Source organism: Paractinoplanes bogorensis (assembly GCF_018829635.1).
GTDB lineage: Bacteria > Actinomycetota > Actinomycetes > Mycobacteriales > Micromonosporaceae > Actinoplanes > Actinoplanes bogorensis.
Map to the genome: position 1 here is coordinate 107,702 of NZ_JAHKKG010000015.1, position 15,917 is coordinate 123,618.

Below are 15,917 nucleotides of genomic sequence, written 5' to 3' on the forward strand. Positions count from 1 at the left end.
CGGGAAAAGGAACCTAGCTGCCGGCTCCGGTGCGCCGGCCGATGGCCTCGACGAAGATCTCGCTCATGCGGGCCGGGTCCTTGGTGACGAAGACACCACCCGCGGGCGTCGCCTTGACGATCGTCTGGAGCTCGTTCTGGTCGACCTGGTCACCGATGCCGATGATGACCAGACGGATCGGCTCCTTCGGGTCGTTCAGCCGCTTCAGCTCACTGACCAGGAACGGCAGCTTGATGCCGCTGTCGTTCTCGTTCTTGCCGTCGGTGAACAGGATGACCGAGTTGACCTTGCCGCCCTGCCAGTTCGCCTTCACGTTCTTGTAGGCGTCGAGCACGGTGTCGTAGAGGCCGGTGTCGCCGTCCTTCTTCGGCACGATCTCGCTGATCGAGGCCTGGAGCTCGGACCGGGCCGTGGCCAGCGGCTTGATCGGCACGATCTCCTTCCAGGGCTTGCTGCCGTTCATCTCGGTCGAGAACAACCACACGCCGACGGCCCACTTGTCGTTGAACATCTGCAGACCGGCGGCGGCCGCGCCCCGGGTCACGGCGGCCCGGGTCTGGTTCTTCGCCGTCGGCACCTTGGTGTTCATCGAGCCGGAGACGTCGAAGACCGCGAGCACCCGGCCGGGCTGGGTGATGGCGGTCCAGCTGCCGATCACCTGGCTCAGCGCGCTGGCGTCGAGACCGGCCGCCGCCGTGCCGCCGTTCTCACCGTTGCCGCCGACCGAGTTGCTGGCCGGCGGGGAGGCGTCGGGCGAGCCGAGCGGACGGGCGAAGCCGGCGCCGAACGAACCGTCGGGCGAGCGCAGACCGGCCGCGCCGAGCGCGTTCTTGAACGTGGCGCTGGAGAGCTGGGCCCGCAGACCCGCGGCCGCCTGCTGCTTGGGCAGGTCGGTCTCGGGCATCACCGCGAACGGGTAGTCGAGCGGCATCGGGCTCGGCTCGAGGTAGAGCGCGGCCAGCGGCACCGGCGGCTTGGCCGCGTTGTAGGCGACCACGTTCTGCTCCGAGACGGGTGCGGCGCTGAGGGCCGCACCGATGTCGTTCGGGTCGAGCGAGCGCGGGAACGACTCGATCACGGCGTCACGCGTCTGGGACGCACCCTGGGCGAGCGCGTTGAGGGCCTGGACCCGGGCCGCCTGACCGTTCGCGCCGGCGCCGGCGGCCTGCCCGAGCGCCAGCAGACCGGACAACCCGGTGGCGTCGCGCTGCGGGTTGGTGATGCCGGTCCGGAGGTTGGCGTTCTCTTTCATCATCTTGAGCAGCTGGGTCCAGCCCAACTGCTGGGTGGGCCAGCCGACGCTCTTGGCGACCGGTTCGGGCATGGCGAGGACGACCGGGCTCTGCGCGATCGGCTTGCCGTCGGAGGGCACGAAGCCGGGCGCCTCGGACTTGAGGCGCAGGATCCAGGTCGAGGAGTCGGGGATCCAGAGATCCGGCACCTTGACCGCCTCGGGTGCCGTTCCGACACCGGCCAGGACGACCTTGTGCTCACCGGCCACGGCGCCGGCCATGGTCGAAGAGTTCACGTCTTCGACGGCGACGGCGACACAGGTGCCGTTGACGTTGGCACCGTCCTGTACCCAGCGTTGCGCCACCTGGTCGACCGCGGGTGCGATCTCGGGGGTGGCGGCGACGGTCAGCCGGATGGAACCGGAGCATCCGTCGTCGGCGAGCTGCTGATATCCGAAGTAGGACCCCGCCACTACGACGACTATTGCCATCGCAGCTCCGACGATGCCCGCTCCTCTTAGATTGAAGTTTCTACGATGGCGGCCAGACACGCGCTCTATAGTGCGCATCACAGAACCCGAATGCCATATACGTTCGGGCGAAAGTTACTCGGATTGGAATTCTTGGCATCATGCGTCACCACGTGTGATGGCGCCATCTCGATCAGTGGCGATTCCCGCCGGATTTGTGCCCGGGCCGACCGCGACCGCCGTCTATGCCACTCCGCGCGCTACCTGCCTCCGACGACATTCCAGCGCAACAAAGCGGTCGGCGTCGGCTCGGCCGTCGTCGATTGCTCGGCGGGCACTCCGGTTTCCGGGTCGACCCGCAGAGTAGTCACGCTCTGTGATCGCTGGTTGGTTACGTAGAGGTGATCCCCGGCCAGGATCATGTGGCGTGGCCAGTCACCCCCGGCAGGTGTCTCGGCGACCAGCACGGCGTCGTCACCGTCCCAGGCGAAGGTGGCGATCGTGTTGGGGCCGCGGTTCGCGACATAGACGAAACGGCCGTCGGGGCGCACGACGATCTCGGACGGATAGTTCTCGCCCCCGGCCGTGGTGGTCGCGGCCTCGCCGACCTGCTTCAAGGACCCCTCGGCACCGGGGCGCCACCACGACAGCGTGCCGCTCAGCTCGCCGACCACGAACAGCGCGCCGTCGGGCGAGAAGCGGATGTGGCGGGGGCCCGTGCCGGGCTGAGCCTCGACGGCTGCTCCCAGCAGCGTCAGGCGTCCCGAGGCCGGGTCGAGGCGGGCCCGCCACACCTTGTCGGAGCCCAGGTCGGCGATCAGCACCTCGTCGCGTACGGGAAAGACCATGTGGGCGTGCGGACCGGCCTGACGGTCGGCCACCGGGCCACTGCCCTCGAGCGTGAGCAGATCGCTGCGGTCGCCGGGCTCACCCTCGGCGTCGAGCGGGAAGACGGCGACCGAGCCGGTGCCGTAGTTGGCCACGAGCAGGTGCCGCCCGTCGTCGGTGACCGCGAGGTGGGCCGGGTCGCTGCCGCCGGTCAGCCGGGTCGTCAGCGGCGAGAGCGAACCGTCGCCGTCGACCGTGAACGCGTTGATGGCGCCCTCCGGGTCGAGCTCGTTGACCCAGTAGAGGACGGGCAGGCGAGGGTGCCGGGCGAGGAACGAGGGCGACGGCGTGTCGACCACGAGCCCCAGCGACGTCAGCTCCCCGCTCGACGGCTCCCGCCGCAGCAGCGTGATGCCCTCACGGTCGCCACCCTTGTCCGCCGTGTAGCCGCCGACGAAGACGAAATCATCCTGCGCTCCCATGGTGTGATCCCATCACACCGCGGTGGGTCAGCGGGACGCGGCGGAGGCCAGTTGACGGCGGGCCACGTATTCCACCAGCTCGATCAGCACGTTGCGGGCCCCGTGCGGCTCGCGGGCGTCGAACAGCACGACCGGCACCCCCGGGTCGAGGTCGAGCGCGCGGCTCACCGCGTCGGCCCCGAAGCGCTGCTCGGACTCGAAGCAGTTGACCGCGACGACGAACGGCGTGCCGCGCTGCTCGAAGTAGTCGATCGAGGGGAAACAGTCGGCCAGCCGGCGGGTGTCGGCCAGCACGACGGCACCGAGGGCGCCCTGGGACAACTCGTCCCACAGGAACCAGAACCTGTCTTGCCCCGGGGTGCCGAACAGGTAGAGCTGCAGGTCTTCGGTGATCGTGATGCGACCGAAGTCCATGGTCACGGTCGTCGTGGTCTTGCCCTCGACGCCACCGGTGTCGTCGGCACCCTCGACGCCGGTGAGCACCTCTTCGGTCTGCAGCGGGCGGATCTCGCTGACCGAGCCCACCATCGTGGTCTTGCCGGCGCCGAAGCCTCCGGCGATCAGGATCTTGAGCGCGACCGGGATGCGCGACGAGGCGCCGTTGCGATCAGAGCGCACGGAGTCCATTGACAACCGCCTTGAGTACGTCGACATCGTGCGGCTGGGACGCCGCCGGGGGTTCGTACAGCGAGATGAGTCCTGCCGAGCGTAGATCACCCAGCAGAACCCGGACGACTCCGATGGAGAGGTCGAGAGCCGACGCGAGTTCGACGACCGAGATCGGCTCCCACGAGGCGGCGACGATCGCGTGATGCTCGGGCTGCAGGGCGGCGCCGGCCGGGTCTTCCCCCGCGGTGGCGACCACGAAGGCGACGAGATCGAACTCGCCACCCTCGGGAGCCACCCGGCCCTGGGTCATCGCGTAGGGGCGCACCACCGGGCCGGCGTCGTGGTCGAGCCAGTCGTGCGCCCGGGGAAGGTCAGCCGGCATCGGAGGGCATCACCGACGAGCGCCCGGGGGCACTCATGCTCTGACCGACGCGGGTGACGAGCATGGCCATCTCGTACGCGATCAGGCCGAGGTCGGCGTCGGCCGAGGCCAGCACGGCCAGGCACGCACCCTGACCGGCGGCCGTGACGAACAGGAAGGCGGACTCCATCTCGACCACGGTCTGGCGCACGGCGCCGGCCCGGAAGTGCCGGCTCGCCCCCTTGGCCAGGCTCTGGAAGCCGGCCGCCATCGCCGACAGGTGCTCGGCGTCCTCGCGGTGCAGCCCGGCCGAGGCCCCCATCAGCAGGCCGTCGGCGGAGAGCACGACCGCCTGCTGCGCCGTCGGCACCCGCTCCACCAGATCGTCGAGGAGCCAGGTGAGCTGCGCGCGCTGGTTCGTCGTCTGTGTCACTTATGCGTCCTTTTCCGGCCTGATCACGTCTCTGCCCCCGGAGTCGTCGGCACGGCTTCCCCCCGCGTCCCGATCATCCCCGCCCTGCCTTTCCTCCGCGAGCGCCAGGTTCACGATCGCCGGGAAACTGACGGTAGCCGCATCCGCAAAGGATGCGCCGCTCCGTCCCACGCCATTGCCCGTGTCATCCCCATTAGACCGATCTTCAGATGCGTTTTTTGGCCCTGAGTGACGTTCACCACCATCGTTGCCTTCGCCACCAGCGGCCGACCCATTACTCGGCGTCACCTCGGTCAGGTAGCGGTCGGCGTCCAGGCGGCCCCGGGTGGTGCCGGACTGGAGGGCGCTCATGATGCTGCGCACCTGCTCGGGCGACCGCAGCTGAGGCTCGGGCTCGGCCGGTGCCTCGCCGGCCGGGCGGCGCAGCTGGGGCACCAGGTTGGCCTGGCGCCGGCGGCGGGGCAGACCGTCCTCAGTGGTCTCCCCCGGGGCGGCCGGGACCGGCGCGCCGGTCGGCGCGGCCAGCGGCTCCGGCATGGCCGGCGCCGACGGCATGGCCTGCACCGTCGGCGCTGTCGGCATGGCTGGGCCGGAGTTGCGGGGGACGGCGCGCGGCGCGTTCCGGGCCTGCAGCTCGGCGTTGACGGCCGCGAGGTCGGCGTCGGCCGTGGCCGATCCGAGGTCGACCGGGCGGCGCACCCGCCGGCGCTGCACCAGGCCGTCGGTGTTCAGGCCGTCGGCGACCGAGCTGGGCGACGGCCCGCCCGGGGCCCGGTGATGCCCGCCGGTCACCATGCCACGCACCGGCTGGTGACTCTCCGGGCCGGGCAAAGCGGTGCCCTCGATGATCGGGTGACCGGACGCGGTGACCTGCCGGAGCTCTTCGCCGCCCTGCCACTGCAACGCGGCCAGCGAGCGGCGCGACGGGTCGTCGCTGCCCGAGCCGACGAGCGGGCGCTCCCCCGTGGACCCGCCCGCGGGCAGCGCCGCGGCCGGCGTCGCCGAGATGATCAGATCGGCCGGGACCAGCACGATCGCGGTGACGCCGCCGAACGCGGACGGGCGCAGCGACACCTTGATGCCGTGCCGGTTGGCCAGCTGGGCCACCACGAACAGGCCGAGCCGGGCACTGTCGGTCGGGTCGAACTCGGGCGGCTCGACCAGGCGGCGGTTCGCCTCCTCGATCGCCTCCGAGGTCATGCCGAGACCGCGGTCCTCGATCTCGACCCCGTAGCCGTGCGGCAGCACCTGGCCGGTGACCTGCACCCGGGTCTGCGGCGGGGAGAACGACGCGGCGTTCTCGAGCAGCTCGGCCAGCAGGTGGATGACGTCACCGACCGCGCGGCCGAGCACCGACGCCGACTCGACCGAGCGGATGTCGATGCGCTTGTAGTCCTCGACCTCGCTGATCGCGCCGCGGACGACGTCGATCACCGGGACCGGGTTGCGCCAGCCCCGGCCGGGCGCGGCGCCGGCCAGGATGACCAGGTCTTCGGCGTGGCGGCGCATGCGGGTGGCCAGGTGGTCGACCCGGTAGAGGTCCTCGAGCTCCTGCGGATCGGTCTCGCGGCGCTCCATCTTGTCGAGCAGCGCGAGCTGGCGGTGGAGCAGGGTCTGGCTGCGCCGGGCGATGTTGAGGAACACCTCGTTGAGGCCGCGGCGGACGCTCGCCTCTTCGACGGCGGACTGCAGAGCCGTGCGCTGCACGTCGTTGAACGCGTGCCCGAGCTGGCCGATCTCGTCGCGGCCGTACTCCAGCGGCGGGGTCTCGACCTCGACGTCGACACTCTCGCCCCGCTGGAGCCGGCGGACCACCGTGGGCAGTCGCTCGGCCGCCATCTCACGGGCCTCGCCGTGCAGGCGGCGCAGCCGGCCGACGATCGAGCGGCCGACCCGCACCGACAGATAGAGCGAGAAGGCCAGCGCGGCCAGGCCGACGATGGCGGCCAGACCGAGGCGGATCAGCACCCGCTCGGCGACCGGGCGGGCCCGGTCGGTCAGCGCGTCGGTCGCCCGTACCTCGAAGGCCCGCAGCTCCTGGGCCACGGCCACGTAGGCCGGACGGAACTCGGCGCTGCTGACCGGGGTGGCCGAGCCGTCCCGGCTCTGCTGCACGAGCTGGGTGAGCAGGCTGTCCATCCGGTCGAAGGCGATGCCGCTGCTCAGCTCGTTGTAGGCGAGCCGGTCGTTGGCGGCCATGTCTTCGACGCCGCGCTGCAGCAGGAAGCGGGCGGTGCCCACGTCCTGGATGAGCTCACCGCGGATCTCGGGGGTGAACCGGCCCGCGGCGGTCGCGCCGCCGACCAGGGCGTCGACCCGGGACAGGTACTCCTGACCCTGCCCGACCGTGGTGAGCGCGCGCAGCTCGCCGTCGATCTGCTGGTCGTTGAAGGTGGCGGTGGCCCCGAAGGTCTGGAAGCCGGAGGCGATCACGTTGTTGAAGAGGTTCTGCGCACCGATCACGTCCATCGCGCGGCGGTCGATGTGGCCGCGGTTGCCGGTCAGGCTGGCCAGCTGGGTCAGGAACCCGTCGATCCGGCCGCGCAGCGTGTCGCTGGTGGCACCGCGCGCGGCGTCGCCCTCGGCCAGCTTGCGGAAGTTGGCCAGCGACTTGTCGGTCTCGCTGCGCTGGTCGAGCAGGGCCTGCGAGGGCGGGCCGGTGGCGGCGAGATATTCCACGCTGAACAGGCGCTCGCGCTGCAGCTGGCCGACCAGCTCGATGCCGGGGTTGCCGACGTTGTCCAGCACCGTGCGGGCGGACAGCAGGTTGAACGCCGGACCGGCGGTGAGCGCCGTCGCGAAGAGCCACAGTGCCAGCAGCGCCGTCAACGGGACGGCGACCAACACGATGATCTTCGAACGGATCGACCAGTAACGCTTCTTCATCAGGCTCCGCTCTTCTGGCGTACGCCCTCGGGAGAATACGTAAAGACTTCATGGCGAGCCACCAGGGCGGCGTACCCAAAAAAGCGTTTAAGTCCTTTTTAGCCATCGAGATTGGCATGTCTGACCCAGTCGTCCTCATGACACTGTGACCAGGCGGTTACCTACCGACAGGAGGGATCGGGCGAAACCGAACCCGACGAAGGGGATTGACGACCGGGGCGAGATGGGAATACCGACAGCGAATACTTAGGAGGCCCCATGTCCCCCACAGCCACGATCATCCTGATCGTCGTCATCCTGGTTGTGATCGCCGCGGTCGTGTACGGCGTCCAGGTCATGCGACGCAAGCAACTGCAGAACACCTTCGGGCCCGAGTACGACCGTGCGGTGGCCGACACCGGCAGCCGCACCGAGGCCGAGAAGGAACTGCGTGAGCGTGAGAAGCGCCACGCGTCGTTCGAGCTGAAGCCGCTCTCCCCGGAGGCGCAGAGCACGTACGCGGCGAATTGGGAAGAGGTCCAGATCCAGTTCGTGGACAGCCCGGTCGAGGCCGTGACCGCGGCCGACGACCTGGTCACCCGGCTGATCACCGACCGGGGCTATCCGACCGCCGAGTACGACGACCGGCTGGCCAACCTGTCGGTCGAGCACGCCCGCACGCTCGAGCACTACCGCAAGGCCCACGAGATCAGCCGGCGCAACAGCGCGGGCGAGGCGAACACCGAGGACCTGCGCCAGGCGCTGGTGCACTATCGGGCGCTCTTCGCCGACCTGCTCGGCGCCGATCCGGTGCCGTCGACTGGTACTACTACTCCTACCGCTCCCGTCTCCGCTCCGGCCGCCGAGGAATCCACATCGGAGGCCCCCGCACCTCGCACCCCCGCTGACGAGTCCCCCGCCCGCGACACCAGCCGCTAGGAGCCACCGCCATGAAGTTCTTCTCGAACGAGAAAGAGACCGACACCCACGACGACCCGGACCGGACGCAGACCGTGTCGTCCGACCCGGTGGGCGTGCCCCCGCAGCGGGCCGGCTCGCCGTGGAGCGACGCGCCTGTTTCCTCCGACGACACCTCGTCCGACACCGCGCGCGTGGACGACGAGTCGAAGACCACGACCACGTACGGCCCGGACGGGACCGTCGTCGAGGACACCGACTACCGCCCGGAGCACGCCGACCGGACGACCGACTCGCAAGTCGACCTGCCGCTCGGCGACGAGCCGGCCGACAAGAAGGACGAGCCGGTCGACGCGGCGCTCAAGGACGACGGCACGTTCGACAGTCCCAAGGTGGTCGACTCCGACTCCGACTCCGACGCCTCGTCGCTGTCGTCCGACCGGGCCGACGCGGTCGCCTCGGTGCCGGCCGACTCGCCGGACCCGGTCGAGGCGGACAGGCCCGCCTCCGGGGACACCTCGACCGACTCGACCAACGGTGTCGTCGTCACGGACAACGACACCGTCGACGAGAAGGCCGACGGCTACCGCGACGGCGAGGAGTTCCAGCCGGCCACGGACACCCCGGTAGTTGCCGCTGCCGCGGTGCCCGTGGCCACTACCACCCCTACGGCCACCGCGGCCACCTCTACGGCCACCGGGACTACCGGAGAGCGGCTGCTGCCGGACGGCGACTCGTACGCCGAGCGGTTCCGTGAGATCCAGCTGCGCTTCGTCGACGAGCCCAAGGCGGCCACCGCCGAGGCGGCCGAGCTGGTCGGGGACGCGGTCGACAAGCTGACCAGCGCGCTCAAGGCCCAGCGGGACAGCCTGGGCGGCAACGCCGACGACACCGAGAAGCTGCGGGTAGAACTGCGGGCGTACCGGGACATCATCAACCGGCTGACCCAGCTCTGACAGGTAGGTCCGACCGAAGGGGGAGCCGCCGGCTCCCCCTTCGGCGTTAGCGTTTGGTCGTGCGCGCCGACCGACTGCTCTCGCTCCTGCTGCTGTTGCAGACGCGTGGGCGCATGACGGCGCAAGATCTCGCCGACGAGCTCGAGGTCTCCGTCCGCACCGTCTATCGCGACATCGAATCGCTCGGCTCGGCCGGGGTGCCGGTCTATGCCGACCGCGGCCCGGCCGGTGGATATCAGCTGCTCGACGGTTATCGGACCCGGCTCACCGGGCTGACCTCGGACGAGGCCGGGACGCTGTTCCTGGCCGGGATGCCGGGACCGGCGGCCGAACTGGGACTGGGCTCGGTGCTGGCGGCGGCGCAGCTCAAACTCCGGGCGTCGCTGCCGGGTGAACTGGCCGACCGGGCCGACCGCGTACGGGAAAGGTTTCATCTCGACGCGCCCGGGTGGTTCCGCGGGGACGAGCCGACCCCGTACCTCTCGACCGTGGCCGACGCGGTGTGGAGCGGGCGGATGCTCGAGGTTCGCTATCGGCGATGGCGGGCACCGCGTGAGGTGACCCGGCACCTGCATCCGCTGGGTGTGGTGCTCAAGGGCGGGCGCTGGTATCTGGTGGCCTCGTCCGAGACGCGCACCACGGCCTATCGCGTGGCCAACATCCTGGACGCGGAGCTGCTGGAGTCGCCCGCGGTGCGGCCCGCGGATTTCGACCTGGCCGGGTTCTGGCACGAATGGACCGAGCGGTACGAGCAGAGCGTCTACACGGCGGTGGCGACCGTACGGATGACGGTCGAGGCGCTGAACCGGATGGCCTACGTGTTTCCGCCGGAGATGTCCCGGGTGGCGCGGGCCGAGGCCGGTGAGCCCGACGAGACCGGCCGGCTGATCACGCGGGTACCGATCGAGTCGGTGCGGCACGGGCACATCGAGCTGCTCAAACTGGGCGCCGAGGCGGAGGTGCTCGACCCGGCCGAGCTGCGGGAATGCTTCGTGGCGACGGCTCGGGGGCTGGCCGCGACCTATTTGCCGGATGCCCCCTAGCGCTGCCTTTTCGACACCGCTGCTCAGGGGCGGGACCGTTTTACCGGCCGATCGCCACGTAGCCGCCGTATTGCGAGGTGGGGTCGTCGTCGCCCGGGTCCGTCGCGGGTGGGGTCGGCGGGAGCGTCGGCTCTTCGGTGTCGTCGTCGGACGGCGGCACGGTGGTCTCGTCGGTCGGGTCGTCGGTGGGCGCGGTCGTCGACTCGGTCGGCGGGGTGGTGGGCCGACTCGTCGTCGGTGCCGGCTCGGGGGCCGGCGAAGACGTGCTGGGAGTGGGCGTCGGCTCGGTGTTCGCGCTCGTGCTCGGCGAAGGCGAGGGCGACGTGGTCAGTGGCAGGATCTGGCCGCGCGGCACGGTGGCCGGGCTGTCGTCGGACCGCTCGCCGGCGCCGCGGCCGCCGAGTTGCTGGCCGGCCTTTTCCGCGCCCTGCTCGCTCACCACGGGTGGACGGGCCGGGTTGTCATCGGGCACCGCGCGGAGTTGAACGCCCATCCACAGTGCCGGTCCGACGCCGATCGCAACGATCGCGCCGAAGAGGGCCAACGGTCCCCGCTCCATGTCCGGCCTCCCTCCAAGTGGGATCATCCGCCGATCTCGGGCATGTCTCTACCCGTTATCGAGAGCGATAAAGCGAACGTTCCACGTGGATATTGTGACCGCTGGTGACGAACAGTTCACTCAAAGGCCGTTCATGCGACCCGCCCGTCAGGTAGCACGGACCTGCGGCGTGTGCAGTTCACTGTCCAGCTCGGCCAGTCCGGGTTCCGGGCGGGCCGGGGACAGGTCAGCGCGTGCGGGTCAGGAACGCCACCGCGTCGTCGAGGGCGGCCCAGCCGCCGGGGAGCTCTTCGGAGTCCAATGTGGTGCGCACGGTCAGCGTCCCGCCGTCGCGCATGTTGATCTCCCAGGCTCGGCGGCCGTTGCGGGTGGCCGAGGCGGTGGCGACGTCGGCGAACGGGACGAAGCGGCTGCCCTCGACCGCCGCGCGGGCCTCCGGCTCGAGCGTGGCCGTCGCGGTCTTTGCGAGAGCCGCCGGCGAACCCGGGGCCATCGCTTCCGAAGCCGTGGCGGCGGCAGGCGAACCCGGGACTGTCGCCGACGAAGCTGTGGCAGCCTCGGTCGAGCCCGAAGCCGTCGCCGACGAAGTCGTGGCGGCCGCAGGCGAGCCCGGGGGTGTTGCCGACGAAGCTGCGGCGGCCGCAGGCGAGCCCAGGGCCGTCGCGTGCGCGGTCGCCACGGCCGGGGAACCGTCGGTGAGTACGCCGTCGCCGGCCAGGCGGGTCAGGCGGCGCCGGGCCTCGTGATGACGGGTGCGGGGCAGGGCCGGCACCAGGAACAACCCGGTCTCGAGCACCAGCAGGTCGGTGCGCGCGCCGTCGACCTGCACGCCGACCACCCCGCCGAGCACCGGCACCCGCGACGAGTGGTGCCGTGCGGTCGAGGCGGTCGCGGTGAGGTCGACGCCGAGCGAGGTCAGCCACTCGCGGGCCCTGCCGACCGTGGCCGGGTCACCCGCCGCCTCGGCCGGGGCGTGCAGCTCCAGATAGGAGCCGTCGGCCGCGACCAGCTCGGCCGTGCCGGTCCAGCTGTGCCGCCAGCGGGCCACACCGCTGTGCAGGGCGGCCAGGGCGAGAAGCAGGGCGATCAGGTCGGTGATCCGGCTCGACACCTCGTCGGCCGGCAGGTCGCCGAAGACCGTCTCGGCGATCTTGCGGAGGCGGCCGTCGGCGGACAGGTCGAGCACCTCGGCCGCGCCGGTCACCGGGGCGCCGGCGGCGCGGGAGAGCGCGCGGAGGGAGGCGTCGGCCTCACGCTCCATCTCGGCGATGCGGGCCACCCCGAAGAACTCGTCCCAGCCCACGACCGCGCGCCCGCCGATCGGGAACGCCACCGCCTGCAGCGCGCGGCCCAGATCGGGCAGGCCGGGCACCATCTCGCCGGCCGGGCGGCCGGGCGCCTCGGGCCCCTCGGGGGTGATCTCGGCCAGGGCGGCCAGGCGCTCGGCCCGCGGCGGGTGCGGATCCCACTCGCCCGGCGGCTCGGGCTCGCGGGCCCGCAACGCGGCCATGTCGTCGCCGCGGGCGGCCAGCACCCGCAGCAACCCGCCGAAGACGTCGTCCGGCATCAGGCCGGTCTGCCAGCCGGGGCTCAGGTATTCGGCATGGAAGAGTTGCTGCATCGCCTCGAGGGCGGGGCCGTCGCGCAGCACGGCGGCCGCGGCCTGCGGACCGGCGAAACCGGCCGCGACCCGGTCGGCGGCCAGTTCGTGGGCGTGGCTGTAGGGGGTGTCGACGGCCCGGTACCACTTCGCGTAGGCCCGCAACAGCGGACCGGCCGGGCTGCGCCGGGGAATGCGCGGGACGATGCGGCCCAGGGCGAGCCGGCCCCGCCGGGCGAGCGGGGCGAAGCGGCCACCCAGGGCGGGCGAGCCGTGGGCGAGCTCGTGAGCGACCACCGCGCGTACGCGGGACTCGTCCCACGCCTGCAGCAGAGGCAGCCCGAGATAGAGCTCACGGTGCCCGCCGGCCAGTCCGCCCAGCCAGGAGCGCTCGGTCAGCGAGGCGGTGGCCCCGGCCACGATCGTCACCCCGCCCGGCGGTTTCACCCCGGCCGCGACGGCCGCGTCGTCGATCATCGTCCACAGCGCGGGGGCGTGCTGACGCAGCACGGGCACTCCGGCCGGTGCGGGCCGGCGCAGGCGCAACGCCCGCACGGTGGCCCACCAGAGCAGGCCGGCGACGGCGATGACCAGCGGCACCGCCACCTGGAGGGCGATCTCACCGGGCAGCGGCTCGAGCACGAGCAGCACCACCAGCAGCACGGCCGCGACCTGCAGCCAGGCCACCGCCAAGAAGCCGACCAGCATGGCCGCGGATCGTGCCCCCGACTCCCGCCGCACTCTTTGCCTCCCGTGTTCGACGACCGGCCCAGCCTAGGTCGGGGGTCCGACGGAAACCCCAGACGAACAGTCCGTCGAAGGGAAAAATAAGGAAGAGTTTCGCGCCGTCACCGAGGGAGATACGGACTGCCATGGCGTTTCTCGATCAGAGCGTGGCTTTCGGGACGAAGGGGTACGCCTGGTTGCCCGATCTGCGCCGTCGCCACCACGGCCGGCCGGTACCTCTGCGGTTCGGAAGGCAGCCGGCCGTCGCGATCAGTGGTCCCGACGCGGCCCGCTTCTTCTATCACCGGGGCCATCTCGAGCGGCACACCGCGCTGCCCTCGCCGGTGGTCGACACGCTGTTCGGGCGGGGTGTGCACACGCTCGACGGCGAGGCGCACCGGGCCCGCAAGGCGCTCTTCGTGGCGCTGCTGATGAACGAGAACGGCGTCGACACCCTGGCCACCCTGGTCGGCAAGATCTTCGACGAGCGGGCCGACGGTTGGCGGGGCGGCGGGCCGGTCACGCTGTTCGACGAGGCGGCGCGGGTGCTTTCGGACGCGGCGGCGCGCTGGACCGGCGTACCGGAAAACGATCTTTTGACCTCGGATCTGGTCGCGATGGTGGAGGGATTTGCGAGCGTGGGGCCCCGGCACCTGCGCGCGCGGCTGGCTCGCATGCGTCGTGAGCGGCAGCTGTCCAAGATCATTGAGGACGTACGCCGGCAGCCGCCGACCGACACGGCGGTGTCGCGGATCGCGCACCACCTCGAGAACGGCTATCTGCTCGACTCGCGCAGCGCCGCCGTCGAACTGATCAACATCATCCGCCCGACGACCGCCGTGGCGTGGTTCGCGGCCTTCGCCGGACATGCGCTCGACCGCTGGCCGGGGACGCGGGCGCGGCTGCGGGAGGGCGATGACGCGTACACGCTCGCCTTCGTGCACGAGGTGCGGCGGTTCTATCCGTTCGTGCCGTTCCTCGGCGGGCGCGCGCGGCGTGACCTGGCCTTCCAGAGCACCGACGTGCCGAAGGGGACGCTGGTGCTGCTCGACGTCTATGGGCAGCACCACGATCCGCGGGTCTGGCCCGAGCCGTACGAGTTCCGGCCCGAGCGCTTCCTCGGCCGGCCGATCGGCGAGTTCGAGCTGATTCCGCAGGGCGGCGGGGATCCGCGGACGGGGCATCGCTGCCCGGGCGAGCAGATCGTGATCGCCACGCTGGGGACGCTGGTGCAGCGGCTGGCGAAGCTCGACTACTACCTGCCGCCGCAGGACACGGGCATCGACCTGGGCCGGGTGCCCGCCCGCCCCCGCAGCGGCATCAAGATCGTCGTCCCCTAGTCACTTCCAGTCGACTTCGCCGGAGCGGTGGAAGTTGACGCCCTGGGCGGTCCAGCGCGGACCGAACTCGGCCAGCCGGCGCCGGAACTCCGGCCACGAACGATCGGCGCGCGGCGTCCAGCCGATCTCGGCGATCGCGAGCAGGCGCGGGAACACCATGAACTCGACGTCGGCCCGGCTGCGCAGCGTCTCGGACCACAGCGGCGCCTCGACGCCGAGCAGCGACTCCTCCCCCACGCCGGGCAGGCGGTCGGCCGGGTCCCAGTCATAGGATCGCTCGACCCCGACCAGCCCGGCCCAGTCCAGCCCGAGCGGGCTCGACTCGTCGTACTTCATGTCCAGATAGCTGCGGTCGGCCGGCGACATGATCACCTGGTGTCCGGCCGCGGCGGCCCGGGCCACGCCGTCGTCGGCCGGTTCGATCCGCCAGTACTGCGGGACGGCGGTCGGCGGCAGCTCGACGGCGGCCATCTCGTGCCAGCCGATCGCCCGCTTGCCGTACCGGCCGACCATCGGCAGCACCCGCGTCATGAAGGTGCGGTAGTCCTCGGCTGTGGTGCTGAGCGCCTCGTCCCCACCGATGTGCAGGAACGGGCCCGGGGTCAGGCCGGCCACGACGCGGATGACGTCCTCGACAAAGGCGTACGTCTCCTCCTTGCCCGCGCACAGCGAGGAGTAGCCGACCTCGGCGTCGGTGCGCGGCTGGACCGGCTCGCCGTCGCAGGTCAGCTCGGGATAGGCGACCTGGGCCGCGTTCACGTGACCGGGCAGGTCGATCTCCGGCACGATCGTGACAAACCGCGTTTCCCCGTACGCGATCAGGTCCGCATACTCCGCCGCGGTGAGGAACCCCGGGCCTTGACCGTCGATCCCGGTGCCCTCGCCGCCGCTGACCTCGGTGAGACGCGGCCAGCCGTCGATCTCGAGCCGCCAGCCCTGGTCGTCGGTCAGGTGCAGGTGCAGGTGATTGATCTTGAACTGGGCGATCGTGTCGATGAAGGTGCGGATGTCGGCCGGCTCGTAGAAGTGCCGGGCCAGGTCGAGCATCGTCCCGCGATAGGCGAAACGCGGCTCGTCGTCGATCCGGCCGCCGGGGATGGTGACCTCGCCGCCCGCAGTTTCCGGCAGCAGCTGGCGCAGCGTCTGCAGGCCGGCGAAGAGGCCGGCCGCGGCCGGGGCGCTGAGGGTCACGCCGTCGGCGGCGATGTCGAGGCGGTAGGACTCCGGCGACTTGGCCTCGTCCACGCTTTCGTCCAGCCGCAGCCGGAAGCCGCCGTTCTCCGGTTCTTCTTCCTTCACCGGTACGGCGAAGCCGGTCACCCGCCGCAGCAGGACGCCCAGCTCGTCGGCGACGGCGGCGGCCGCGGGGGCGGCGCTGACCGACACGCCGGACGGGATCCGGAAGTCGGCAGTCGAGTCGGGGCGCACCGCCGCCGGCAGCGGAATGACGTCACCGAGTTGTCTCATCGTGGGAGCGCTCACGCGAGAAACCATA

General features: G+C 71.3%; 13 protein-coding genes. 4 read left to right on the forward strand and 9 right to left on the reverse strand.

From position 1 onward, the window contains the following. Window positions 1–13 precede the first annotated feature (13 nt). The 6 genes from KOI35_RS39185 to KOI35_RS39210 all read right to left on the reverse strand — a co-directional run bounded on the left by KOI35_RS39185 (window position 14) and on the right by KOI35_RS39210 (window position 7,301). The gene (locus KOI35_RS39185; protein ID WP_215794314.1) at window positions 14–1,723 is read right to left on the reverse strand and encodes a VWA domain-containing protein; all 1,710 of its coding nucleotides are present in this window, start codon (window positions 1,721–1,723) and stop codon (window positions 14–16) included. 239 nt (window positions 1,724–1,962) lie between these two features. After that, window positions 1,963–3,012, reverse strand: coding sequence for a lactonase family protein (locus KOI35_RS39190; protein ID WP_215794316.1), 1,050 nt, complete (start codon window positions 3,010–3,012; stop codon window positions 1,963–1,965). A 27-nt stretch (window positions 3,013–3,039) separates the two neighbouring features. Next, window positions 3,040–3,639, reverse strand: a complete 600-nt coding sequence (locus KOI35_RS39195) for a GTP-binding protein (RefSeq protein ID WP_215794318.1) — start codon at window positions 3,637–3,639, stop codon at window positions 3,040–3,042. Further along, window positions 3,620–4,003 carry a DUF742 domain-containing protein gene (locus tag KOI35_RS39200; RefSeq protein WP_215794320.1) on the reverse strand — a complete coding sequence of 128 codons (384 nt, stop codon included), beginning with the start codon at window positions 4,001–4,003 and terminating at the stop codon, window positions 3,620–3,622. The genes KOI35_RS39195 and KOI35_RS39200 overlap by 20 nt, the downstream gene beginning before the upstream one ends. Next, window positions 3,993–4,415, reverse strand: coding sequence for a roadblock/LC7 domain-containing protein (locus KOI35_RS39205; RefSeq protein WP_215794322.1), 423 nt, complete (start codon window positions 4,413–4,415; stop codon window positions 3,993–3,995). The genes KOI35_RS39200 and KOI35_RS39205 overlap by 11 nt, the downstream gene beginning before the upstream one ends. Then, complete coding sequence (locus KOI35_RS39210) at window positions 4,416–7,301, reverse strand: sensor histidine kinase (protein ID WP_215794324.1); 2,886 nt, start codon at window positions 7,299–7,301, stop codon at window positions 4,416–4,418. A gap of 258 nt (window positions 7,302–7,559) precedes the next feature. Here KOI35_RS39210 and KOI35_RS39215 point away from each other — a divergent pair, with 258 nt between their 5' ends. From KOI35_RS39215 to KOI35_RS39225, 3 genes are read left to right on the forward strand one after another with little or no spacing between them, the layout of a single operon-like run. Next, complete coding sequence (locus tag KOI35_RS39215) at window positions 7,560–8,219, forward strand: hypothetical protein (RefSeq protein ID WP_215794327.1); 660 nt, start codon at window positions 7,560–7,562, stop codon at window positions 8,217–8,219. 11 nt (window positions 8,220–8,230) lie between these two features. After that, window positions 8,231–9,154, forward strand: coding sequence for a hypothetical protein (locus KOI35_RS39220; RefSeq protein ID WP_215794329.1), 924 nt, complete (start codon window positions 8,231–8,233; stop codon window positions 9,152–9,154). Window positions 9,155–9,213: 59 nt separating this feature from the next. Then, entirely contained in the window at window positions 9,214–10,197 is a 984-nt protein-coding gene (locus tag KOI35_RS39225) for a helix-turn-helix transcriptional regulator (protein ID WP_215794332.1), read from the forward strand. A gap of 40 nt (window positions 10,198–10,237) precedes the next feature. Here the strand turns inward: KOI35_RS39225 and KOI35_RS39230 are convergent, their stop codons facing one another. Beyond that, entirely contained in the window at window positions 10,238–10,756 is a 519-nt protein-coding gene (locus tag KOI35_RS39230) for a hypothetical protein (RefSeq protein ID WP_215794334.1), read from the reverse strand. A gap of 226 nt (window positions 10,757–10,982) precedes the next feature. After that, the gene (locus KOI35_RS39235; protein ID WP_215794337.1) at window positions 10,983–13,064 is read right to left on the reverse strand and encodes a M48 family metallopeptidase; all 2,082 of its coding nucleotides are present in this window, start codon (window positions 13,062–13,064) and stop codon (window positions 10,983–10,985) included. A 164-nt stretch (window positions 13,065–13,228) separates the two neighbouring features. Here KOI35_RS39235 and KOI35_RS39240 point away from each other — a divergent pair, with 164 nt between their 5' ends. Then, entirely contained in the window at window positions 13,229–14,422 is a 1,194-nt protein-coding gene (locus tag KOI35_RS39240; protein ID WP_215794339.1) for a cytochrome P450, read from the forward strand. Here KOI35_RS39240 and KOI35_RS39245 read toward each other — a convergent pair whose 3' ends face one another. Beyond that, window positions 14,423–15,904 (reverse strand): beta-N-acetylhexosaminidase, encoded by a 1,482-nt coding sequence (locus KOI35_RS39245; protein WP_308121348.1) that lies wholly within the window; start codon window positions 15,902–15,904, stop codon window positions 14,423–14,425. Between the last annotated feature and the right edge of the window lie 13 nt (window positions 15,905–15,917).

Excerpts from the sequence above, each read along its gene's own strand:
- KOI35_RS39240 (WP_215794339.1), top strand. The coding sequence starts at position 13,229 with ATGGCGTTTCTCGATCAGAGCGTGGCTTTCGGGACGAAGGGGTACGCC.
- KOI35_RS39200 (WP_215794320.1), bottom strand. The coding sequence starts at position 4,003 with ATGCCGGCTGACCTTCCCCGGGCGCACGACTGGCTCGACCACGACGCC.
- KOI35_RS39195 (WP_215794318.1), bottom strand. The coding sequence starts at position 3,639 with ATGGACTCCGTGCGCTCTGATCGCAACGGCGCCTCGTCGCGCATCCCG.
- KOI35_RS39190 (WP_215794316.1), bottom strand. The coding sequence starts at position 3,012 with ATGGGAGCGCAGGATGATTTCGTCTTCGTCGGCGGCTACACGGCGGAC.
- KOI35_RS39235 (WP_215794337.1), bottom strand. The coding sequence starts at position 13,064 with ATGCTGGTCGGCTTCTTGGCGGTGGCCTGGCTGCAGGTCGCGGCCGTG.
- KOI35_RS39215 (WP_215794327.1), top strand. The coding sequence starts at position 7,560 with ATGTCCCCCACAGCCACGATCATCCTGATCGTCGTCATCCTGGTTGTG.
- KOI35_RS39185 (WP_215794314.1), bottom strand. The coding sequence starts at position 1,723 with ATGGCAATAGTCGTCGTAGTGGCGGGGTCCTACTTCGGATATCAGCAG.
- KOI35_RS39230 (WP_215794334.1), bottom strand. The coding sequence starts at position 10,756 with ATGGAGCGGGGACCGTTGGCCCTCTTCGGCGCGATCGTTGCGATCGGC.
- KOI35_RS39220 (WP_215794329.1), top strand. The coding sequence starts at position 8,231 with ATGAAGTTCTTCTCGAACGAGAAAGAGACCGACACCCACGACGACCCG.
- KOI35_RS39210 (WP_215794324.1), bottom strand. The coding sequence starts at position 7,301 with ATGAAGAAGCGTTACTGGTCGATCCGTTCGAAGATCATCGTGTTGGTC.